This is a genomic window from Pseudoalteromonas sp. R86517 (assembly GCF_042466295.1).
Classification (GTDB): domain Bacteria; phylum Pseudomonadota; class Gammaproteobacteria; order Enterobacterales; family Alteromonadaceae; genus Pseudoalteromonas; species Pseudoalteromonas atlantica.
Map to the genome: position 1 here is coordinate 122,187 of NZ_JAXHCB010000003.1, position 23,930 is coordinate 146,116.

Here is a 23,930-nt window from a genome sequence, read left to right on the forward strand (position 1 = left end):
TTTTTTCTTTATTAACACATAAATAAAACAAACATCATGCAGCCAAACTTAAAGCACCTTCATCAAAGCGCCATTGAGTATTTAAACCAAGGTAATATACAACGTGCCCATAAAGCCCTCGTTGAATTAGTGACTCAAAAAAGCGACTTTGCCGATGGCTACTTTTTACTGGCCATGGTTAATTTACGTGTAGGGCAAATTCACAAAGCCATAAAGCTAATAGAAAAAGCCCTTAGCCTTGGCAAAAGCATTGAATACACCGCGCAGCTTGCAAAGTGTTACGCATTAACAGGTGAGCTTACCAAAGCCAAAAACACCGCTTTAGCGATACCCGTTGAGCAAATAAAAAAGAGTCTTGATGCCGACACCCTAGGTGTTGCACTTACGCAAGCAGGCCTACACAAAGAGGCACTAAACTATTTTAACTGCGCTATTGAGCTGGCTAACCATGCAAATAAACCGCAACCTCAGTTTTATTATAATTTAGGGGTAAGCGCTAAATTTTTAGGCCAATTTGAACAAGCCAAAAATGCCTTTGAAAGCGCCATTGCGCTAAACCCACTTCACCATGCAAGTCATTTCGCATTAAGCGATTTAACCAAAGCGACGCTGCAAACTAACCATATTGAACGCTTAAAAAACGTCTTTGAGCAAGTAACACACCCCGATGCAAAATTACACATTGGCCACGCACTTGCAAAAGAGTACCAAGACATAGGCAAGTTTGATGATGCGTTTAACAGCCTGGAGCAAGGAAAAGCCACTAAACGCGCTATACAGCCTTTTGATCATAAAAGCTCAGTCGCATTATTTGAACACATTAAACATTTAAGCGAGCAGAATAAACACGCGCTAACACACGGCAGCCCAACGCAAGAGCCTATTTTTGTATTAGGTATGCCCCGCTCTGGCACCACATTGGTTGAGCGTATTTTATCGAGCCACAGCGACGTACAATCAGCCGGTGAATTACAAGACTTTGGCCTAAGCGTTAAAAAATTAAGCCAAACTCAAACACCGCATGTACTCGATACTCAAACACTCACTAAAGCGTATGAGCTTGATTTTAATCAGCTTGGGACAACGTATTTAAACGCCACTCGCGTAACCACCGGCAGCCATAAGCACTTTATAGATAAACTCCCGTTTAACTTTTTTTATATCGACTTAATAACTAAAGCCCTGCCAAACGCTAAAATTATTTGTATGCTACGCGACCCAATGGACACCTGCATTGGTAACTACCGCCAGCTATTTACTATAAATAACCCCTACTACGCATACTCGCTCGATTTACTCGACACCGCCAAATTTTATAGCCGCTTTTACAAACTCATGCAGCACTTTAGCGCCCTGCACAGCAATATAAAATTAGTAAAATACGAAGAACTAGTCGCCCAGCCCGAGCAGCAAATTAAAGAGTTAGTCAGCTTTTGTAATTTAGAGTGGCAAGCACAGTGTATAGACTTTCACTTAAACACCGCACCGGTATCTACTGCAAGTAAAATGCAAGTACGCCAACCACTTAACAATAAAGCAATTGGCCGTTGGAAGGCGTTTAAGCCCCATACTAATGCAGCAGTGGAGTACCTTTTAAGCCAAGGTATTAGTGTTGAATAAGCCTCTTATTTTGAGCAGGGCAGAATCCAAATAAGCGACTTGTGTAAGTGTAGGTCGGATAAGCGAAGCGCCATCCGACACAGTAAAATACCTTGCCAATTATTATCACATTTTATCTTGTCGAGTGGCTGAAGAGTGCCATGAGCGGACCTTCACACGAAACTCGTCTCTGCCCCAAAATCATTTATAGCTATTTCTCAGTACACCTTGCTAACTTATTACTTGCCCAAATTTTTGTAATGAATCATTATGCCATTAGTTGGTTAACCACTCGATTATTTTATCAATTTATTTGATGACAATTTACACCATGTATTCAAGGTATTGATTATGGAATTACAGACAAGGCTAGTTTTTATCGATACAAGCGCTTTTGAAAAGAAAAACTATCAATTTGGGCAACACGCTCTTGGTCGTCTTCAAGAACTAATTGAGGATGAGAAAATCCACTTGCTCATTACTGATGTGACAAGGAAAGAGATCGACTCCCATCTCAAACACAAATCTGAAGAAGCAGCTTCTATGATAAAGAAGATGCAAAGAGATGCGATGTTCCTAAGGAACACCCCCGACCTTGATTGTCATGGCATCTTCACCAAGGTTAAAGGTGATGATATTTATGCTGTTATCAGTGAAAAATTTGATGATTTCGTCGAAAACGGCTGCGTCGAAACAATTGATGTAAGCACTGTTAACCCTCAAGTTGTGTTTGATGCTTACTTCAAAAACCTCCCTCCCTTTGGCAAAGAATCAAAAAAGCACGAGTTTCCTGATGCATTTGCGCTAGAAGCTATTAAAAAGGTGAGCTTGGCTAGAGGGCATTCAGCCTACATAGTTAGTGACGATGGCGATATGAAATCATTCTGTGATCAAGAAGATAACTTCATTCACCTTGAAAACGTCGATGACCTAATTGACTTGATTGTTCGAAGCGACAAAGCGTACGAAGAACCAGCAAAATTTGCTGATGAAGTATTCGAACAACTCCTAGAACAAATCAAAGCTGATGCCCTACAAGCTCTCGAAGATGGTGAGTTCAACTATGAAGACGCAGATCCTTTCGATGAAATTATAAATTCTATAGAAATCAACTCGGTGAATGTTGAGAAGATAAACTTACAGAATGTCGATACTGAGAGGGCTGAATACGAAGTAGAATTTGAGGTGATTGTTACCGCAAACTATTGCGTCTCAGATTATGACCGCTCACCTTGGGATCCCGAAGATAAGCAGTATGTCTTTGTCTTGAGTAATGAATCAACAGTAAAACATAAAGAAACTTACACTGCCCACTTAACTCTTGCTTATGACGACGGATTAAAAGCTAAAGCATATATTGAAGAGCTGTATTTCCAGGATACGTACTTCGAACTGACTGATAATGACTTTGAAATCATTCACTTCAAAGAACTTGATATCAACGGTGAATGACATGAAGCTATATGTAATAGGTAATGGCTTTGATGTTCATCATGGCCTTGACACTAGGTATACATCTTTTGGGCTTTATCTCAAATTAACTACTGGGAAACTTATGAGCTATTGCTTGGCTATTACGGGTTTGCTGACTTAGACCCAGATTTTCCAACAACAATGTCAGACCCTTTATGGTCTGAATTTGAAACGAGTATGTCACTGCTTGATAAAGATTCAGTTTTGGAAGCAAACATGGATGCAATGCCAAACTATTCTTCAGATGACTTTCGAGACAGAGACCGATACACGCTTGAAATTGAGATGGAGCGAATACTTGGCCTTCTAACCACTGAACTGTATAAAGCATTCAAAGAGTTCATTTTGGCTGTACAGTTTCCTCAGTTTGATCACAGCCGATCAGTAAACATTGATAGAGACGCTGTTTACCTCACATTCAACTACACAGATACGCTTTCTCAATACTACGCAATCCCTGATAAGAACGTGCTATTCATTCACGGGAAAGCCGATGAACATATTGATGAGTTAATTCTCGGTCATGGTGTTGATCCTGAAAATTTCAAAGAGAAACCTGCCGAACCACCATCAGGATTGAGTGATGAAGATTTAGAACGTTGGATGGAATATCAATCTGATCAATATGACTACTCATTCGAGCGTGGTAAGGATGCGATCAATCAGTATTTCTCAGCAACTTTCAAGGGAACAGACCAGATAATAAAAAACAATGAAGACTTCTTTGCAAAGCTCGCCAATATTGATGAAGTCTATGTTCTCGGCCACTCATTAGCTGACGTAGATTTACCCTACTTCCAGAAGTTGGAGCAATCAGTCAGATCTGGTGCTAAATGGGTTGCGACATTTTATGACCCTGATGATGAGGAAGTGCACAGTGACACTCTAACAGGACTTGGAATAGCCAACGTTGCAGTTGTGAGAATGGAACAGATCTAAAAAAAGACTGTAATATCATTAGCAATTGCGGTTGATTGTAACATTGCTTTTTCTAAATTTTTCTTATGCGAAGCATTCAATTTTGAACATCAGCTCTAACTCGAAATTGTCCAAAAACGAGTTTACTCGACCGTCTGCTTCTCGCTCATAACGGCCCTTTAAAAACTAAATTTAGTTAGCCCGAGCACCCCACCACAACGCTTATTTACTTTTATGTCGGTTCAACCTCTAATAATGTCGATTCAGATAAACATTAATGAAGCAGGTTAAAAAGCTCGCTAAATTTCTTATCAACAAAACGCCAAATACTTATTTTGATAAGGAATATAGTCATGAATATTATTACAAAAACAGTTATAGCACTGAGTTTAGCAAGCCACTTTAGTGCGTATGCCATTGACCTGCGGGTCGATAACATTCGTTTATACCAAAGCAGTTCGCAAAGCTTTTCTGCGCCAAGTTCGCTGTACATTGATGAGGGTAAAATAGTAAGTATTACTAAAGCGACTGACCCACTACAAAACGCAGATAAAACAATTAACGCCAACAACCAATATGCAATACCTGGTTTAATTGATTTACATGTACATTTAGGCTCATCGGGTAGTAACTTTACTGAGTTTCAGTATTTGCCGGTTCAATCGCACTTTAATTCTAATTTGTATTTAGGCGTAACTAATATTGTTGATTTGTTTTCATTTGAGCAAACCCTAAACGAAGCCGCTCAATTAAAAGCAGCCCAGCTAACCCCTAACCTTTTTTATGCAGGTACATTGTTTACTAACCCTGGCGGGCATGGCACGCAGTTTGGCGGTCACGCATACGAAATTGCAAAAGATGAAGACATAGCAGCACTATGGCAAAAACATATAAGCACTAAGCCACATGTAACTAAAGCGGTTATTGAAACCTTTGGCGGTGTGGGTAAATCGTTAACTGATAGCCAATTAAGCGAGCTAGGTAAACGCTCTAAAGCGGCTAATTTACCGTATTTTGTGCATGTTTCTACATTAAATGATGCTAAACGCGCTATTAAAGCCGGTGCAACGGCTTTAGCGCACGGAATTAATAGCGAAGCGATTGACGATGAATTTATTACGCTAATGAAACAGCATAATGTAACCTATATTCCTACCCTTGCGGTGTATCATAACCATAGCGATGAAAAGCATAACCATGCTATAAGCTCACAAAGCGAGTTACTAAAAACCATTCCCGAAAAGCTTCAAGGGTGTTTGTTTGACAACGTACCTGCACCTTCAAAATGGAAAGAACACGCGTGGGAGGAGCGAAAAACCGCTTATGCAAATATACAAAAGCTACATAAAGCTAATATTACTATAGGCACAGGATCTGATGCCGGAAACCCTTACACGCTGCACGGTACTGGGTTACATAACGAGCTAGATGCGCTTAAAAAAGCAGGCTTAACAAATGGTGAAATAATTAATGCAGCCACAGTTAACGGCGCAAAAGCGATTAATAAAGCCGAGAGCATTGGCAAACTTGCTAAAGGCTTTGAGGCAAGCTTTGTGCTGCTTAAGCAAAACCCCCTTGATGATATAAACCACATTCACACTATCTCAGAGGTTTACAAATCAGGTATACAAGTAGACCGCCCAACGCTTATTGCTCAAAACAAGGCCATTACACCACAAGGCCCTACCTGTAATGAAGAAGTTAAAAGCCGCCAAGCGCAGCATGTTATTGATGATTTTACCGGTGATACGCCATGGCAAGCCCTGAGCGACTCGGTAATGGGTGGTCAGTCTGTGGCAACACTTACCACAAATAAAAACAGCTTAACTATTGATACAACCATTACAAAGCCAACCAGCTTTGGCGCATGGGCAGGCGCTGAAATAAAATTTACATCGCCGGCTGATGCCTCTGCATTTAAAGGTATTCGACTAACATATAAAGGTTCAAGTACGCCTTTTGCCTTGTCTGTTTATCATAATGATGTAAAAGATTGGGATCACTTTAGTGTACTTTTAAAACCGCGCGATGAGTGGACAACGCTTGATATTCCTTTCACTACATTTAAACAATTTGGCTTTGGTAGCCCCGTTACGTGGTCGGCCACTCAATTAACTGGAGTAAACCTAATGTGGCGTAAAATGCCAGGCGCAAGCAATGAACCATTAAAAAACACACTACAAATCAAGGAGCTAACTTACTTTTAAAAGAGTAGCAGTCAAAACACAAACTCTTTGGGTTTTGACTGTTTTTTGTTATGGTTTAATCAATTACAAAAAGAAGCACCTATTATGCTCAAACATCCTTTTTATAAATACAGCTTTTTTATTTTACTTGTTGTAGATATTGCTTATGCCCTTGGGCTTATAATTGCTAACTCTGCGCCCTTTACTGCGGGTAGTGCACTCGCTGCTACCGTGTGGTTTGTTACTTTTTACTGGGTTCCTGTTTGGAGTGCGGCAGCGGTTATTTTTTATCTGCGCAATAAACACATTAACAAAATAGCGTTTGAATGGTTAATTGCCGTTGTATTTATGGCACTTGGTAATGTGCTTACCGATACAGTACTCACACAGCTTTTTGATGGGCACAAATCGATGGGGGTGTTTGTTGTTTTTAACGGCTTACTTTGGGGCTCGTGTATTTACTTTACCAGTATTTTTATTGAAAACAAAAAACGCGCAACAGCCGAAAAACACGCGCTTAAACAAGCCCAACTTGCTACATTGCGCTACCAACTAAACCCACATTTTATGTTTAATAGCTTAAATACAATTTCGGCTTATATTCATACAAACCCTGATTTAGCCGATGAAGTACTGCATGAACTGGCTGATATTTTAAGGTACTCCCTCGACACGGCAGAGCAACAACAAATACCTTTACAGCAAGAGCTTACAATAATAGAAAAGTACCTAAATATTGAAAAAGCCCGCTTTGGCGATAAACTCAAAGTTAATTACCACATTCCCAATACGCTTAAAAACATATCGCTGCCCCCGCTACTTATTCAACCAATTATTGAAAACGCCATTAAACATAACGCCAAACAAACGTCGTTAATACTTAATATAACGCTTAGTGAGCTACCTAACGGCGTTAAAATACAAATTAGCGATAACGGTAAGGGTTTTTCGAGCGAGGTAATAAAACACGGCCATGGCAGTGGTGTAGGAATGAAAAACATACTAAAACGCGTTAAGCAACTTGGTAAAAGTAAGGTACTACTGAGCAATAATAATGGTGCAGTGGTTACGTTGGAGCTAACACTATGAGCAGCAAAAACCAGCCAAATACAGTAACTAAAATGCGCGTATTATTTGCCGATGACGAGCTTCCCGCTCGCGAAAAATTAAGCCATCAATTGAGTTTAATGGAGCATGTTGAAGTAGTGGGTATGGCCACAAATGGCAAAGAGGCCATATCATTAATTAATGAGCTAACTCCGGATGTGGTATTACTTGATATACAAATGCCTGAAATTAATGGCTTAGAGCTTATTGATTTACTTAACTACCAGCCCATTATTATTTATACAACCGCGTATGACCAATTTGCAATTGAAGCTTTTGAGCACGCCTCAACTGACTACTTACTCAAACCTTTTCCTATTGCTAGGCTAAAAAAAGCTCTCGCTAAAGCGCAGCAGCAACTAGAGCAACAACGTGCACATACGCTAGTCAATCACGAACCCAACGAGCAAACGTTTACATTAACCAAAAACACTATAAATAAGCTCATTAGTAAAAACGGTGAGCGGATATTATTACTCTCCCCAAGTGACATTAAATTTATTAAATCGGAGCAAGGCAATAGTTTGGCGTGGAATGGCGATACATTTCATCACTTAAGCGATACACTCGATCAGCTCGAACTTGCTTTAGCAGAACATAATTTTGTACGAATTCATCGAAGTTATTTGGTTAACGTTGACCACATTAAAGAAATACAGCGTTGGTTTAATGGCAAATTGATGGTGATTGTAAATGATGATATTAAATCTGAGCTAAGCACCAGCAGAGCCGGTGCCGATAAACTAAAGCAACTGCTACATATTTAACTTATTTTAAAATATGTTACTGATCATTACTGGTATACACACTTAAAATAGGAAACGTATGCTCAGCAAACGATACCGTTACCGACTGTGTTTGATTGCCTTTAAAGCCTAATTTAAATTCACTTGGTGTTAGCCTGCTGCCATCTGCAAACAGCGCTAATACGTGTTCTTGATTAAGTTCACGCTTACCAGAGGCTAAATTAGTAAGGGTAATAACCGCCCAACGCTCTCCTATTTCGTTGCTCATAAGTACATAGTTTGCGATAGAAAAGTCAGACTTTTTAGGCGTTATATTATTATCGTTTGGAAACGACAAGTGCATGCTATTTGGTATGGCTCGGTCAACGTTTAGTACATTATTTTGCGCTGCACACACATTGGCGCAAAGTACCAATAAAAATAAAAAGCTAACTACAATTTTTGCCACAATTAAACGTCCTTTTAAATTTAGATGCTTGAATGCTTGATTGAAATTTATACTCGCAGTTTTTACCTATTATGTAAACACTCTATTAAACGCTCAGTAAACTAACTAAGCGCTCATTCAGTGACACCCCATTAGTATTAATACTTTGCGGCACGTTAATAAACACATGGTTATTAAACAGGAGTAAATTACATGGCAACCACACCTAAAAATTCACATGAGGTTAGTAAAGCGCAATCGGCTTTATTAAACCCTGAGCACAGCATTCAAGTACGAGGCGCGCGTGTTCATAACTTAAAAAATGTGGATGTAAACTTGCCCCGTAATTCACTTGTTGTTTTTACTGGTATATCGGGCTCGGGTAAATCATCGCTCGCCTTTGGAACATTATTTGCCGAATCACAGCATCGTTATCTTGATTCGGTATCGCCTTATGCGCGCAGATTAATAGACCAAGTAGATGAGCCCGATGTAGATTCGATTGAAGGGCTGCCACCCGCAGTAGCACTACAACAACAGCGTGGCGCACCCTCGGTACGTTCATCGGTGGGTAGCGTAACCACTATTTCTAACGCGCTGCGAATGCTTTACTCACGCGCAGGCGAATACCCCAAAGGGCAAGGTATACTGTATGCCGATGCGTTTTCGCCTAACACGCCACAAGGTGCCTGCCCAGAGTGCCATGGTATTGGCCGCGTATTTAACGTAACCGAAGAGCTGTTAGTGCCCGACCCGACTAAATCAATTAAAGAGCGCGCCATTGCAGCGTGGCCGCCGGCTTGGCAAGGTAAAAACCTAAGCCGCATTCTTACCTCGCTAGGTTACGATATTAATAAACCGTGGAATACCCTGCCTAAAAAAGCCCGTGATTGGATTTTGTTTACCGATGATACACCCACAGTGCCCGTGTTTCCCGAATACACGCTTGAGCAAACCCAAGCAGCTATTAAAAATGAAGAAAGCCCCAGCTACATGGGTACCTTTATAAGTGCTAAACGCTTTGTTTTACAATCATTTGCCAGCACTCAAAGTCCGCGCACTAAAAAGCGCGTATCGCAGTATATGCAAATATCACAATGCCCGCAGTGCGAAGGCAAAAAACTTAAAAAAGAGTCGTTATCGGTTAAGGTAGCAGGGCTTGATATAGGCGAAATTTCGCAGTTAACACTTGGCGAGCTGGCAGAAAAACTCAGCATTGCTGCCAATAACCCCGCTAAAAGTAACGCAGCCAACCCCGAAAAAGCCATTGTGGCAAAGCGCATCACAAGCGACATTATTAAACGCGTAGAAGCACTCACTAAACTTGGTTTAGGGTATTTATCGCTTGAGCGTACTACGCCATCGTTATCAGCTGGGGAATTACAACGCTTGCGGCTTGCAACGCAAATTCGCTCAAAATTATTTGGTGTTGTGTATGTGCTAGATGAACCTTCGGCAGGTTTACACCCAGCCGATACGCAAGCACTTTTAAGCGCCCTAGATGAGCTAATAGCGGCTGGTAACTCAGTATTTGTGGTGGAGCACGATACAAGTGTAATTCGCCACGCCGATTGGGTGGTTGATGTAGGGCCAAATGCGGGTTCGCATGGCGGTAATATTGTTTACAGCGGCCCAGTTGAAGGCTTAGAGCAAGTGAGCAACTCACATACAAGTCGGCATCTTTTTAAGCATAACAATAACGCAAAGCCAAATCATCAAACTCAACGTACGCCATCAGCCTGGCTTAAGCTAAGTGGTATTGAGCGTAACAATTTACACAACATCAGTGCCGAATTTCCGCTTGGGGTTATTACAAGTGTTACGGGGGTTTCTGGCTCAGGTAAATCAAGCTTAGTAAGCCAAGCCTTAGTCGAGCTTATTCAAGATGCTTTAGGACAAAAAACGCCGCCGCCAATGCCTACCGATGAAGCCGACTTGCTTGATCAAGAACTCCAAACACCAACCCATGGCAAAATTACCGAGGGCCTTGAGCATATAAAGCGCCTAATAACGGTTGATCAAAAAGCCATTGGCCGCACGCCTCGCTCAAACCTTGCTACTTACACTGGTTTGTTCGATCACGTACGTAAATTGTTTGCCAATACCAAAGAGGCAAAAGCGCGTAAATACGATGCAGGTCGTTTTTCGTTTAATGTGAAAAAAGGCCGTTGCGACAACTGCGAAGGCGTAGGCTTTGTAAGCGTGGAGCTGTTATTTTTACCTAGCGTGTATTCGCCTTGCCCTGTGTGTAACGCCAAGCGCTACAACCAAAAAACACTCGACATTACCTACAAAGATAAAACCATTGCCGATGTGCTTAATTTAACGGTGGAGTCAGCGCATACATTTTTTGCCGATGAACCCGCTATTTTACGTGCGCTAAATGCGCTCTTACAAGTAGGCCTTGGCTATTTACGTTTAGGGCAACCTGCTACTGAGCTTTCGGGCGGAGAGGCCCAGCGCATAAAGCTTGCCACAGAGCTGCAACGTGCGCAGCGCGGCGATACGCTGTATATTTTAGATGAACCAACCACCGGCCTACACCCAAAAGATGTAGCCATGTTGATGACGCAGTTAAATGGCTTAGTTGATGCGGGCAACACCGTTATTATGGTTGAGCACGATATGCAAGTAGCCAGTAACAGCGATTGGGTTATTGATATTGGCCCAGGAGCCGGGGACGAAGGTGGCTTAATTGTTGCTCAAGGTAAACCTGAAGATGTGGCTCAATCTAAGCATAGCCGCACGTCAACGTTTTTAAAAAGCGCAATTTAGCTTTTTAAAAATCGCTCTAATTTAGGTTTTACAGTAACCGACATAACAAGTATTAATGTTAAACCAATGGGTAGCGCGGCTAATAGCCCCTCTACCCACGCGGTATAAAATAAGCGCATATTGGCAAAACCTATATTGTTAGTAGCGGTTACAAACGCCATTAGCGACTCCATGGTAAGCGCCATAAAAACACTAATCACTAAATTGCGTTTTAGCTCACTTGCTTTTGGTAATAACTTAGCCACCAAGGTATTCATAAGGGCTGTCATTGCTAACCCCACAGGAGCCATAACCAACACCGCACTTAAAAACGAGGTAAACCAATCTATATAAAAATGCTCAGTTATTCCTACATTTGTGTAAGTCATAATGCCTGTTAAGCTGCCGCCTACAAAAACAATAATACTTACCATCGCCATTATTTTATAAATGTTCGGTGTTTTTTTAGGCTCTACGAGCGCAGAATTTACTAAAGCAGGCGTATTCATTAAACAGGTATTTCTCTTAAAATAGATGACAAAGTCAACTATAGCAAGTTAATTGACAATATCAACTGTTATTTAATTACCCTAATGCCAGCCATATGCCTACTAGCACCATAAGGCTGCCTGCAATTCGGTTCATCCATTTTATATTATCGCCACGGCTTAAAAATAAACGTAGGCTTTTACCGCCTGTGGCGTACGCTAACATGCAGGTAAATTCGCTTATCATAATAACTAAAACAAGCACTAACAGTTGCGGGGCGAGTGCGTGTTCAACGCTAATAAATGGCGGTAGTAAAGAGATCATAAACGCCCAGCCCTTTGGGTTAGCAATGGCAGTCACAAAGCCTTGCGTAAATAGCGACTGGCGGCTTACATCACTTGGGCTATGTGTATCAATCGACATTTTACTTTTTGCGCGCCACATATTTATACCTATATAAATTAAGTATGCACCGCCTACCCATTTTAAAATATCGAACGCATTAGGGTAATTTAGCATTACGCTTGCAACACCTAATACCGCAGCAATAGCAACACTTGCGACCCCTAACAGCTCACCTATCATCATCCATAATGTGCGCCTTACACCTATGCTCATACCTAATGTCATGGCGAGGGTCATACACATACCCGGTGTAATAGATACAAAAAAGAAGGTAGGAATAAAAACGGCAAGCGCTGCAACATCAATCATTTTTTCTCTCTATATTAAAAGCAAAAAACGCGGCTAAAGTAGCCGCGCTATTGGTTACCTATTATCTACTATTGTTCAGTACTTGCCACTGGCTGAGTAATGACCTCTACTGGCTTTGCGGTATCACTCAATAAATACTTATCTAGCCATTGCTCTTGTTCCCACAGTACGTGTAATAAGCTTTTACGAGCGCGGTAACCGTGGGCTTCGTAAGGAAGCATAACTAAGCGAGCGTCTTTACCTAAGCCTTTTAGGGCGGCGTACATGCGCTCACTTTGCATTGGGAAAGTTCCAGAATTAGGATCTTCTTGACCGTGGATCATTAGCATTGGCTCGTTAATTTTTTCAGCATGGAAAAACGGCGACATGTTAGCGTACACACTTTGTGCTTGCCAAAAATCACGCTCTTCACCCTGAAAACCAAACGGCGTTAAGGTACGGTTGTAAGCACCACTGCGAGCAATACCGGTTTTAAATAAATCGCTATGCGCTAATAGGTTTGCCACCATAAATGCACCGTACGAGTGCCCTGCTATAGCAATGTTGTTTTTATCGGCAATGCCTTTTTTAACCAGCACATCAACCGCAGCTTGTGCACTTGAAACTAGCTGCTTTCTAAAATTATCGTTTGGCTCACTGCCATCAATGCCTACAATAGGCATTTTAGGGTCGTCAAATACGGCAATACCTTTAGCAAGGTAAGGCATAGGGCCCCAATAACCAATGTAAGTAAATTCGTATGGTGATTCGCGCACTTGTGATGCTACGGCTTTATCTTTATATTCAAGTGGGTACGCCCACATAAGTACGGGTAACGGGCCTTGGGTTACATCGTAACCTGGTGGTAAATAAAGCGTGCCCGAAAGCTCAACCCCGTCATCGCGTTTATAACGTAATTGCTCTTTTGTAACCCCTTTAAATGCAGGGTACGGATGAGCAAAATTAGTAAGCTGCGTAAGAGTATCGTTATCTAAATCACGAATAAAAAAGTTAGGTTGCTCGGTTTTAGATTCTCGCACAGTTATAAAGCGCTCGCCTTCGTCGTCAAGCAGTGCACGAACACGCTCGTAGTATGGCGCTTGTGATTGCCATAAACGCTTGCTGCTATTCGTTTTTACATCGTACTGGTCTAAAAACGGAATATTACCTTGCTCAGACGCGCCGTTACCGCGCAGATACATATAACGCCCGCCAACAATTTTAATAACGTTGGCGCCTAAATCGTTACGCTCGTATATAAAGCTACCTGGGTTTTTATACGCATCGTTATAGCTTCGCTCAGAAAAAAGCACACGGTTTTTATCTGCATTGCGTGGCTGAATAACATACGTACGCACTTGGCGGTCGCTAAAGCGCCAGTCGCTAAGCATGGCAATATTTTGATTACCCCAAACTATACCTGCATAGCGGCGCTCTACTTTAGCAAACAGTTTTGGCTCGCGTTTAAACGGCGCGCGTAGGCTGTAAATATAATCATGGTGCTTAACATCGGTTTTCATGTCGCCGCCATCTTGCGCTTCGGCCCAAATAACTTCTGCGCCTTGATCCGCGCGCCATTCAAAATCGCGGCGGCCGGTGCGAACACTGTCATAGCCTTGTGGAATGTTATCGGCAAGCGGTTGTTTTACAAGTTCGGCTAATGCGTAACCGCGCATTCCCCATATTTGCCAAGTGCTGGCAAAACGGCTGTACGGTACTTGATACGAAAACGGCTCGTTTATCGCAGCAACTAATATATTGGTTGAATCTGGCGATACCGAAAACGATTTAAATAATGCAGGGCTGCCAATGGCTTGTGTATTGCCATCAAGCATTACGTAAGCTAATTGCCCTTGGCCGTAAAATTTAAACTGTGCTTCGTCAAACGGGCTGGTTAATAAGTTTTGATAAGTACGCGCTGGGGCTTTTTCGCCTGTGCTTTGCTGTATAACAGGCACTACATTTTGACTGCTGTTTTTTAACGCGGGTTTACCTATATTAACCGCTAAATTTGCAACCAGTGCGCTGCTATCGGGCAGCCATTGGTAAGGCGTAGCGGTAATAACTGAGTTAAGCGCTGCGCTTGAGAGCATTTTTGCTTGCTTTGTCTCTACACTGTAAAGCCATAAATTTGCTTGGTTTTGTTGCTCTACAACAAATGCTAAATATTTACTGTTAGATGACCATTTAGGCGAGCGAATAATACCGTTTGGTAAATTATTAATATTAATAACGGTGCCGCTTTGCACATGCTTAAGCTCAAGCGCGCTGTATTTAGCGCTAACACGCGAACGCGAAAAGTTAGCAGGGTTAAGCTTTATACCCGCAAGTTTGAGCTCATCTTTAGCAAGCTCGTCAAGCGTCTCTACGCGCTTACGCTCAAATAAAGCAAGCCATTGGCCATCGCTCGATAAAAAACTAGTGGGTGCTAATTTGGCATCTACCACAGCGGCTAGCTCAGGCGAAGGTGTTTGATAACCTTGCTCAGCATAGCTGTTTGGCATTATTACAACACAACAAATAAAGGCAACTAACAGCCTAAATGCGTTCATGTTTTTATCCTTTTGTTATTTTTAAGATTATAAAAGGTATATAAACATGTTTTGCTCTGTTCATAAAGTATTAAGCTTTAAATTACAGGGCTAAAAGATGACTTAAACGCATTATATACGCTACACTACGCAGCTATTTACTCACTACTGCGCGCTTAAAATACCATGCCTAACAAAGCTAAATCGGTCACTATTTTTGATGTTGCTCACCGTGCGGGGGTGTCTAAATCGACCGTATCATTGGTGCTTACACACAGCAATAAAGTAGCCGATAAAAGCAAACAAAAAGTGTTACAAGCCATAGATGAGCTAGGCTATGTGTATAATCGCGATGCAGCAGCTATGCGCTCTGGGCGCTCTAATTTAGTGGTTGTAGTGATTGACGATTTAACAAACCCGCTTATGGCATTGCTTGCTAAAAATATAGAGCAGGCTTTAAGCGAAGCTTTTTTTCAGGCCATTATTGTTAGTAGTAACAACAGCGTAGAGCGCCAAACGCAGCTAATAAATAATTTAAAAGAATACAAAGTGGCTGCATTTATAATTTGCCCTGTGGCTAGTACCTGTGCGCAGTGGCTCGACAACCTTGCTGCTGCCTACCATGTTATTAGCCTAATGCACGAAGTACCTTACAGCTCAGCCCCGTGTGTTTTACCCGACTACACTAAAGCAAGCCATGTAGTAACATTGCAGCTAATTAATGATTCGCCTAAAAACATACTGTTTATGGGTGATGAAAGCTTATCTGCACAAGGTTTATTAAGTGGCTTTAATAGCGCGTGTAAAAAACACAATATAACCCCTGAGCCAGCTATTACGTGCACAAAAAGCACCCCATTACATGCTAAGCAAATATTTAGTAATACATTACTTAATAATCCGAGTATTGACGCGGTTGTATGCGCTAATAATATAATTGCGCATGGCGTTTTAGCCGCCGCCCCGCATTTAAAAAACAATATAGTAAGCTGCTTACATATTCCTGATATTACCGAAATGCAACCTCGCTTTACTTGCGCCAATATAAACACGCAAGAGCTTGCTAAGCGCAGTATTTTAGTGCTGCAAGAACAACTTCAAACAAACACTGCACCAGTAAAAACACTGGTAAATGTAAACCTACAAATTAGAGAAACACCGTAATGAAAAAAGTGCTGGTAATTGGTTACGTATGGCCAGAACCAAATTCGTCTGCTGCGGGAACGCACATGATGTCGTTATTAAATGCGTTTAAAACGCAAAATTGGCAAGTAGAATTTGCCACCCCAGCACAACGCACCGAGCACATGGTAAACCTAGATCACTTTGGTATTACCAGTCAAAGCATTGCCCTAAACTGCGAAAGTTTTGATGAGTACGTTAAAGCGTACAACCCAGACATAGTGATGTTTGACCGCTTTATGATGGAAGAGCAATTTGGCTGGCGTGTAGATAAACATTGCCCTAATGCCATTAAAATACTCGATACCGAAGATTTACAATGCCTACGTAATGCGCGCCACGAAGCGCACAAAGGCGAGCGAGAATTTACCACCAGCGATTTACATTCAGACATAGCAAAACGCGAAATAGCCGCAATATTGCGCTGCGACCTAAGCTTAATTATTTCAAGCTTTGAAATACAATTACTTAGTAGTGTATTTAACGTAGAAGCCAGTTTATTACATCATCTCCCTTTTATGGTCGATTTAACCGCTTTACCTGCGCAAACTAAATCGTTTGAACAACGTGAGCACTTTATGACCATAGGTAACTTTAGACACGCCCCCAACTGGGATGCCGTGCTGTACTTACAAAAAATATGGCCGCTTATTCGCAAGGAATTACCAAAAGCAGAACTGCATATTTATGGCTCTTACCCGCCACCAAAAGCAACAGCACTTAATAACCCTAAAACCGGTTTTTTAATAAAAGGCTGGGCCGACAATGCCTATGAGGTAATGCAAAGCGCACGCGTATGTTTAGCCCCACTTCGTTTTGGCGCAGGTATAAAAGGCAAGCTGCTAGAAGCCATGATAATGCAAACCCCCAGTGTAACTACCGACATAGGCAGTGAGGGCATGCACAACGAACTACCATGGCCTGGTAAAGTGGCTAATAATACCGACGATTTTGCAAATGCAGCCGTTGAGCTTTACACCAATCAAACCGGTTTTGAACACGCGCAACAAGCTGGTAATTCGCTACTTAATACCTTGTACGACAAAGTAAAATTAAGCGCGGCGTTAATTAATAAAATTGACTCTATAAGCAACGATTTAAAAGCGCATAGGGAAAAAAACTTCACCGGACAAATGTTAAAACACCATACTATGCGCAGTACGCAATATATGGCGCAATGGATTGCTGAAAAAAATAAAAAATTAGATTAAAAATGACTAGACTCCTACAAATTTGTGTTTAAAATCGCGCCCATTACAAATGGGCGTTTTAGCCTATACTTTTAGCTAATTTATTTACACACTGGTCCATACAAGATTTGAAAACTGCAACCTTTACTGAAAAACGCAAATTTATCGTTAAATTAGGTAAAATGCTTCATAAGTACGGCACCCCAGCGTACCGCCTAGAAGCACACTTAATGGAAGTGGCCACTTACTTAGGACTTAAATCGTCTTTTGTTATGTCGCCAACTTCGGTAACGTTTGTAATTTGGACTGATGGCCACGAAGACGAATACACCCACGTGGCACGCGTAGACCCAGGCGATCACGACTTAGGCTCACTTGCCGACACCGACGACTTAGTTAATCAAATGCTCGACGACAAGCTCACCCTACAAGAGGTTGATGCTCAGCTTGATGCCATTTACGACATGCCAAACCCGTACAATAAATTTGTTACCGGTATTGCTTTTGCAACATCGGGGGGTGCATTTGCCATGCTAATGGGTACCAGCTGGACAGACGTTATTTGGTCTGCGTTGCTTACTTTAGTGGTGTATGTGTTTGTACTGTGGTCGGGGCGCTCAAAACGGGTTGCTCATATGCTTGAGCCCCTTGTTGCTATAGTATCGGCAGTGCTGGCTTGTGCAATAAGTGTGTATATTTCGCCCGATATAAATATACGGTTAGTGGTGCTTTCTGCCATTATTGTATTTATACCTGGTTTAGCGCTAGCGCTTGGTTTAGCAGAGCTTGCCGCTAGGCATTTGGTTTCGGGTACGGCGCGGGTTATGGACTCGTTTATGCTGTTATTTAAACTGTACTTTGGCGCCTTTATTGGCATAGGCATTGGCTTTGCCATATTTGGCCAAACCGATTTTGTACAGCCCGACCCACTACCGCGCTGGACTGCGTGGCTGGCTATATTTTTACTTTGTAGCAGCTTAATAGTGATATTTAGAACCAAACTTAAACATGCTGGATGGTCTATCGCATCAGGTTTTATAGCCTATGGCACAAGTATTGGTTCGGCTATGTACCTTGACTACACGTTAGGCACGTTTGTTGGTGCGCTTTCGGTTGGAGTGTTTAGTAACTTATTTAACCGCGTTGCAAATGCGCCAGCTTCCATTGTTGCCATGCAAGGCTTAATTGTACTGGTACCCGGCAGTAAAACGTATATTGGCTTAAACTCGCTTATTGAAGGCCAAGACTTTGTTTACGCCGAGCATATAGGCCAGCAAACGTTTTTAATATTTATGTCGCTTGTAGCAGGGCTAATATTTGCAAACGTGGCTTTACCGCCTAAAAAAAGCTTATAAGCTTGTTACCATTTAAAAGCCCGCTTACTTTGTAACGGGCTTTGTTGTTTAACGCGCTATTCGCTATGGGGGATAGTGAGTACAATTTTTCCTACGTGTTGTTTTTGTGCAAACACTTTTTGCGCTGTAACAATTTCGCTCAATGGGAATGTTTGCGCCACAATAGGCTTTATTTTTTCTTGTTCAATAAAGTTAACTAAGCTTTTAAATACCTCAGGCTCTATAACTGTACAGCCAAAAAAAGTTAAATCTTTTAAGTACAAAGTACGTATATCAAGCTCGACTAATGCCCCGCCAATAGCGCCCGACACCGCATAACGCCCCTTTGGTTTTAATACCTCCAGCAGTGCAGGCCATTGCTCGCCGGCAACAAGGTCAATGACTACATCCACACTGTTTTTACCTAAGACTTGAATTAAATCATCTTCACGAAATATAACTTTATCGGCACCTAACTCTTCAAGCTGCTGCGCCTTACTTTTACTCGTAATGGCAATAACAAAAGCGCCACGTGCTTTAGCTAATTGCACTGCCGCTGAGCCAACACCACCAGAAGCCCCTGTAATTAAAACAGTTTGCCCTTGCTGTGGGTTTGAGCGAAACAGCATGTTTTCGGCCGTAGAATATGAGCACGGAAAAGAGGCCAGCTCTTCATCACTATAGTTACTATTGATTTTATAAGCGTGAATAGAGTCAACGCGGGTAAACTGTGAAAAGCCACCATCACACTCAGAGCCAAAATACCATGGCGATTTAAGCGTTTCGCCATTAGCTTTAATTAAACATGGCTCAACAATAACGCGCTCACCAATACGGCTTTGATCTACGTTTTTACCAACAGCCACAATTACGCCGCACACATCTGCCCCTTGAATACGAGGAAAAACAAACGCATCACCAGACCAACTTGCATCGTCTTTACTGCTTTGTTTTTTAGCGTACCACGCCGTGCGGGTATTAAGATCTGTGTTATTAACACCTGCAGCCATGACTTTTATAAGTACATCTGTTTGTGCAAGCCCTGGCAACGGTAAGTTAGTTGCATACTTTAATACATCAAAATCGCCATGCTCGGTAAGCTGTACAGCGTGCATTGTGCTAGGTAAATTTGCCATTGGTTGCTCCATTATATTAATTTAAGAATACTGTTTTTTGCTGATGTAACCGCCTCATCGCCCATAACTGGCCATGCACTCGACACTCCCTCGTGCAGCAAAAACAAGCTACTAGCCAACGATGAATTTAAACCTTGCTCACCTAGCAGTTTTTTTACGTCATTTTTATGCGTTTGCACCGCAAGGCTAATAGCTTCATCTTCAGGAAACGCCGACAACGCATTAATAGATAAACAGCCATTAGGCGCAAATTGCACCATCCACGCTTTTAGTTGATCAAACATGTGCAAAACCGCCTCAACTCCCGGAGCAGGTGCATCTTTAAGTAAAAAATTAATATAGCGATTATGGCGGTACTCAAGCGCAGCAATGATCATTGCCTGCTTTGACGGGTAATATTTATAAAGGGTGCGCAAACTAACGCCACTGAGTTTTTGCAGCTTAGCCACACTAGGCTCAGCAAAGCCATGTTGACTAAAGGCCACCTCAAGTGCAGCAGCTATATCTTGTTTTAGCAAAGTGTTTAACCCATGTAGAATGAATGCTCTACCTAATATGGTAGAGCATTCATTCTACATGTCAACCAATACAGATTTATACAAAATAATAACTTTGACACCCATTATAAATTAACAGGCTAGGAAAGCCCTAGAGTCCAAAATATATGAGGATATTTAAAGATATGGCATCCCTTTAATCTTTCTTAGTCATAATAAAGCCATAACTATGACACCCAATCTAATTATTTATAAATTAACAATGTAGTAAGAAATATTTGGTTGGATTTATATGTTGATTTGAGATGTTGAGTGGTAATGGAGATGTTTAAGTTTATATACTTAAGCTTTTTATAATAATCTTATGGCCAATAAGAAACTTCAGGCACAATAAAAGCTCAGCAAAGCTAAGTGACATACTATTTATTTAATGGATTTTATTAGGCTAATAATTTTTTACTATTTGAATAGCTAGGCCTTCGCTTAATAGCTTGATGTTTACAATAACTATCTAATGAACTTACACGCCCCACTGCTCCATGAAAAACATTGCCAAATTCGGTTGTAAGTTTTAACCAGTTCTTTGGCGCTATACTCAAACGTATCAATAATTCAGGTGTTGAATGCGCAATAAAGCCTATTTTATCAGCGCGAATACATCGACCTGTTAATTCAACTAACTCTAAATACGTTTTTAATTCGAATGGTAAACCTTTTGGCATGTATTTTTTAGACTTTCCTGCAAAGCGTAATAACTGTTTTGGCTGCTTAACTTTTAACGCCTGGTTGCTTTTAAGTGCAATTGATTTTATGCGTTGTTTTACGCTCGTAAAGTGCGAATCCTCAGGTGTTTCAGCCGCTTTGGCGCGTATTGGATTTAAATCTACATATGCCATGCACGCCAACAAAGCAGCTTCATCTAGTAACGCTTGAGATTTAAATCGTCCTTCCCAAAATCGCCCTGTGCAGCCATCTTCTTTGTTAGCTCGCCTCGCAATATTTTCGTTCAATGCTCGCATAAACCAGCTAATACTACTTAAGCGTTCTCGATACAGCTCTAGGCTCTCGTTTAAAAACCAATGTTCGGTAGCCGATAACTTCTCACCGCGTATAAATTTATGCGTGATAGCGGTGCCTTTAAAAAGCTTGTGCCAACGAATTGCTATTGCTTTGTCGTTTAACCTATTAGCTTTTTTATCATCTACATACAACACAATATGTGTATGATTACTCATAACTGCGTATGCACAAACATCTATACAAAATACCTTTGCAAGGCTGATAAGCTTATCCTCTACCCACCCTCTTCTATGCGCGTAATTTTGTCCTGTAAAAGGGTCTTCACCACACAAATATGCCCGGCGAACACAACGTGAAATACAGTGATAATATTTTGTATCTGCCAAACTTATTTGGCGCTTTCGAGCAATAGCCATAACACAACCCTGTTTATTATTTGAGCTAAAGCGTAGTCCTAGCTTGTGTTTTATACAACTATTTTGATGGGTGTCAAAGTTATGTTTTAAATGGGTGTCATGATTATTTCATTTTTTATTATTTGTGTTTTGATGGGTGTCATAGTTATGTTTTAAATGGGTGTCATCATTATTTTAATAATGCTTTTCATACTTATTTACTAGAAAGTGGAGTTTTTAAAGGGATGTGGTGGTGTATTCCCAATAAAGCATTAACTTGTTATTCACAAGCAATGCTATAGTTAGTTATATCGTTTTGGGTGTTGATTCAGTAAAAAAATAAATGACGAACAATATAATAATAAAAATCAATATAGTGTGGTTTCGCTTTTTTGTGCTCCTGTTATTTTTACTACCAAGTAGTGCTACATTTGCCAATAGCTCTTCACTAACTTCATCTGATATAAAATCAATCCAAAGCCTGCTTAGTGATATTAAAGCCAACAAGCTAGATTACCTTTTACACCAAAAACAACTAACCCACGCTTATAATGTCACTAAACATACAAAGCATAAACAGTTGCACCTTGAAGCGGCTGCCTTATATTCAGAGCTACTTTTTCGACAAGAACAATACACCGCGCTAGGTACCCATTTGCTAATGTATTTAAAGAGTACTGAGCTTGTAACATATAAAAACAGTCACTTACTATTTTTAGAGGCTCAGCTTAAGCTTTTCGCAATTAACAAAGAGTTAAGTAATGCGCAATCGCTTGCTAATCAACTGCAAACGCAGGTAAAACAGCTTTCTCCTAACGAACAAATCATTGTTTTTCGGGCTATAGCCTATTACTACACCGAAACCGACGAACTTAAAAAAACGCTAAGTGCGGCGTTAACAGGTTTAGAGCTTGCCATAAAAGAAGAAGACATAGCCTCGCAGGGCTACTTTTTTAGAAAAATTGCCGACGCTTACAACTACCTCTACAAAGATGATAAAGAAAAAGCCATTTATTACGCCCAAAAAGCGGTAGATGCCTACGAGCAAACAAGCGACGGCCTATTTACCGCTAAAGCTTATTGGAGTTTAGGAAACGTATTACTTGAGGTCGGTCAGCCTAAAAACGCGCTTGTATACTTAAATAAAGCGCTGGCTTATTTTAGCAAAGTTAATATGAAAAAAGGTTTAGCCTTCGCTCAATATTCTATTGCAAATATTCAATACCTGCAGGGTAATTACGATACGGCTTTAATGCTTACAAACAAAAACATTGCACTTGCAAGCTCTGCCGGCATTAACGACATGCATTTAGCATCAATGATTTTATTATCAGACATCTACACAAAACAAAATTTATTAAATAAAGCCAACCAAGTAAACGACGAAGTATTTTTAAACCTAGATAAATTTAGCCGCAGCATTTATAAGGCTGATTTTTTAAGCAAACGCTATAAATTAAAGCGCCAGCTTAACTTCACCGAAGATGCATTTAAAGCAATTGAAGATGAGCTGGCTTATACAATAAAACACTACGAAGCCACCAGCGAAACCAATATAAAAACCTTGCAAGTAAAATTTGAAGTAAAAGAAAAAGAAGACAAAATTTTACAGCTAGAATACGAAAAAGACATAAACAAACTGCAGGCAACAGAAGAACACCAGCAAAAAATAATTTGGCGCTTAAGTGCCTCAATTGCCTTTATTTTAGTCATCGTGTCGCTATTTTTATTTTACCGCCAAATGCGCCAACGTAAAAAATACCATGCTATAGCATTAACCGACTACCTAACTAACAGCTTAAATCGGCGTGGCATTTTGCAAAAAGCAAATGAGTGTTTATCCCAGCAGAGCCTAGCAATAGTCATCGTTGATTTAGATTACTTTAAAGCTATTAACGACAAATTTGGCCACGATATAGGAGATTTAGTACTTATAAAATTTGCTCAAGCAGCAAAAGACACACTAAGTACTAACGATAAGTTTGGGCGCTATGGCGGCGAAGAGTGGCTATTTGTTTTAAAAACGCAAAATCGCGATAAAATAAACAACTTTTTTGAAAATCTTGAAAATAAGTTAGCGCAGTACTGCAGTCATATTGAGGCATTGCCAAGTAAAACACACGTTACCTTTAGTGCTGGCGTGGCAATAAGTGATGCTAAAAGCGACTCACTCAGCGAGCTAATTAAACGTGCAGACCAACAACTTTATAAAGCAAAAGAAAATGGCAGAAACCAAATAGCAATCGCGTAAAT

General features: G+C 40.9%; 19 protein-coding genes. 12 read left to right on the forward strand and 7 right to left on the reverse strand.

Features of this window, described 5'->3' with window-relative positions; translation table 11 throughout:
- Positions 1 to 36 precede the first annotated feature (36 nt).
- From SJY38_RS17315 to SJY38_RS17345, 7 genes are all read left to right on the forward strand, one after another.
- The gene (locus tag SJY38_RS17315) at positions 37 to 1,620 is read left to right on the forward strand and encodes a tetratricopeptide repeat-containing sulfotransferase family protein (protein WP_377110385.1); all 1,584 of its coding nucleotides are present in this window, start codon (positions 37 to 39) and stop codon (positions 1,618 to 1,620) included.
- A gap of 330 nt (positions 1,621 to 1,950) precedes the next feature.
- Entirely contained in the window at positions 1,951 to 3,051 is a 1,101-nt protein-coding gene (locus SJY38_RS17320) for a PIN domain-containing protein (RefSeq protein ID WP_377110386.1), read from the forward strand.
- A 1-nt stretch (position 3,052) separates the two neighbouring features.
- Complete coding sequence (locus tag SJY38_RS17325; RefSeq protein WP_377110387.1) at positions 3,053 to 3,193, forward strand: AbiH family protein; 141 nt, start codon at positions 3,053 to 3,055, stop codon at positions 3,191 to 3,193.
- Positions 3,194 to 3,249: 56 nt separating this feature from the next.
- The gene (locus SJY38_RS17330) at positions 3,250 to 4,011 is read left to right on the forward strand and encodes a bacteriophage abortive infection AbiH family protein (protein ID WP_377110388.1); all 762 of its coding nucleotides are present in this window, start codon (positions 3,250 to 3,252) and stop codon (positions 4,009 to 4,011) included.
- A gap of 332 nt (positions 4,012 to 4,343) precedes the next feature.
- Positions 4,344 to 6,197, forward strand: a complete 1,854-nt coding sequence (locus tag SJY38_RS17335) for a CIA30 family protein (protein ID WP_377110389.1) — start codon at positions 4,344 to 4,346, stop codon at positions 6,195 to 6,197.
- Between the two features lie 27 nt (positions 6,198 to 6,224).
- Complete coding sequence (locus SJY38_RS17340) at positions 6,225 to 7,265, forward strand: sensor histidine kinase (RefSeq protein WP_377110390.1); 1,041 nt, start codon at positions 6,225 to 6,227, stop codon at positions 7,263 to 7,265.
- Positions 7,262 to 8,050, forward strand: coding sequence for a LytR/AlgR family response regulator transcription factor (locus tag SJY38_RS17345; protein WP_377110391.1), 789 nt, complete (start codon positions 7,262 to 7,264; stop codon positions 8,048 to 8,050). Before SJY38_RS17340 ends, SJY38_RS17345 begins: the two co-directional genes overlap by 4 nt.
- 16 nt (positions 8,051 to 8,066) lie before the next feature.
- Here SJY38_RS17345 and SJY38_RS17350 read toward each other — a convergent pair whose 3' ends face one another.
- The gene (locus SJY38_RS17350) at positions 8,067 to 8,477 is read right to left on the reverse strand and encodes a hypothetical protein (protein ID WP_004589556.1); all 411 of its coding nucleotides are present in this window, start codon (positions 8,475 to 8,477) and stop codon (positions 8,067 to 8,069) included.
- Between the two features lie 192 nt (positions 8,478 to 8,669).
- On the opposite strand from SJY38_RS17350, the gene uvrA reads away from it, so the two are divergent.
- Positions 8,670 to 11,231, forward strand: a complete 2,562-nt coding sequence (gene uvrA / locus SJY38_RS17355) for an excinuclease ABC subunit UvrA (protein ID WP_377110393.1) — start codon at positions 8,670 to 8,672, stop codon at positions 11,229 to 11,231.
- Here uvrA and SJY38_RS17360 read toward each other — a convergent pair.
- From SJY38_RS17360 to SJY38_RS17370, 3 genes are all read right to left on the reverse strand, one after another.
- Positions 11,228 to 11,719 carry a DUF2798 domain-containing protein gene (locus SJY38_RS17360; protein WP_377110394.1) on the reverse strand — a complete coding sequence of 164 codons (492 nt, stop codon included), beginning with the start codon at positions 11,717 to 11,719 and terminating at the stop codon, positions 11,228 to 11,230. The genes uvrA and SJY38_RS17360 overlap by 4 nt on opposite strands.
- A gap of 76 nt (positions 11,720 to 11,795) precedes the next feature.
- Positions 11,796 to 12,413 carry a LysE family translocator gene (locus SJY38_RS17365; RefSeq protein ID WP_377110395.1) on the reverse strand — a complete coding sequence of 206 codons (618 nt, stop codon included), beginning with the start codon at positions 12,411 to 12,413 and terminating at the stop codon, positions 11,796 to 11,798.
- Positions 12,414 to 12,481: 68 nt separating this feature from the next.
- Positions 12,482 to 14,944: a prolyl oligopeptidase family serine peptidase gene (locus SJY38_RS17370; protein WP_377110396.1), complete on the reverse strand. Its 2,463-nt coding sequence runs from the start codon at positions 14,942 to 14,944 to the stop codon at positions 12,482 to 12,484.
- A gap of 165 nt (positions 14,945 to 15,109) precedes the next feature.
- Here SJY38_RS17370 and SJY38_RS17375 point away from each other — a divergent pair, with 165 nt between their 5' ends.
- From SJY38_RS17375 to SJY38_RS17385, 3 genes are all read left to right on the forward strand, one after another.
- Positions 15,110 to 16,087, forward strand: coding sequence for a LacI family DNA-binding transcriptional regulator (locus SJY38_RS17375; protein ID WP_377110397.1), 978 nt, complete (start codon positions 15,110 to 15,112; stop codon positions 16,085 to 16,087).
- Entirely contained in the window at positions 16,087 to 17,316 is a 1,230-nt protein-coding gene (locus tag SJY38_RS17380; protein ID WP_377110398.1) for a glycosyltransferase, read from the forward strand. Before SJY38_RS17375 ends, SJY38_RS17380 begins: the two co-directional genes overlap by 1 nt.
- Before the next feature lie 107 nt (positions 17,317 to 17,423).
- The gene (locus SJY38_RS17385) at positions 17,424 to 18,650 is read left to right on the forward strand and encodes a threonine/serine exporter ThrE family protein (protein ID WP_377110400.1); all 1,227 of its coding nucleotides are present in this window, start codon (positions 17,424 to 17,426) and stop codon (positions 18,648 to 18,650) included.
- 56 nt (positions 18,651 to 18,706) lie between these two features.
- Here SJY38_RS17385 and SJY38_RS17390 read toward each other — a convergent pair whose 3' ends face one another.
- The 3 genes from SJY38_RS17390 to SJY38_RS17400 all read right to left on the reverse strand — a co-directional run bounded on the left by SJY38_RS17390 (position 18,707) and on the right by SJY38_RS17400 (position 21,698).
- Positions 18,707 to 19,765 carry an alcohol dehydrogenase family protein gene (locus SJY38_RS17390; protein WP_273605346.1) on the reverse strand — a complete coding sequence of 353 codons (1,059 nt, stop codon included), beginning with the start codon at positions 19,763 to 19,765 and terminating at the stop codon, positions 18,707 to 18,709.
- 11 nt (positions 19,766 to 19,776) lie between these two features.
- Positions 19,777 to 20,283, reverse strand: a complete 507-nt coding sequence (locus tag SJY38_RS17395; protein WP_039972541.1) for a TetR/AcrR family transcriptional regulator — start codon at positions 20,281 to 20,283, stop codon at positions 19,777 to 19,779.
- A 419-nt stretch (positions 20,284 to 20,702) separates the two neighbouring features.
- Positions 20,703 to 21,698, reverse strand: a complete 996-nt coding sequence (locus SJY38_RS17400; RefSeq protein ID WP_377110403.1) for a transposase — start codon at positions 21,696 to 21,698, stop codon at positions 20,703 to 20,705.
- Positions 21,699 to 22,020: 322 nt separating this feature from the next.
- On the opposite strand from SJY38_RS17400, the gene SJY38_RS17405 reads away from it, so the two are divergent.
- Positions 22,021 to 23,928 (forward strand): tetratricopeptide repeat-containing diguanylate cyclase, encoded by a 1,908-nt coding sequence (locus SJY38_RS17405; protein WP_286744321.1) that lies wholly within the window; start codon positions 22,021 to 22,023, stop codon positions 23,926 to 23,928.
- Positions 23,929 to 23,930: the final 2 nt, after the last annotated feature.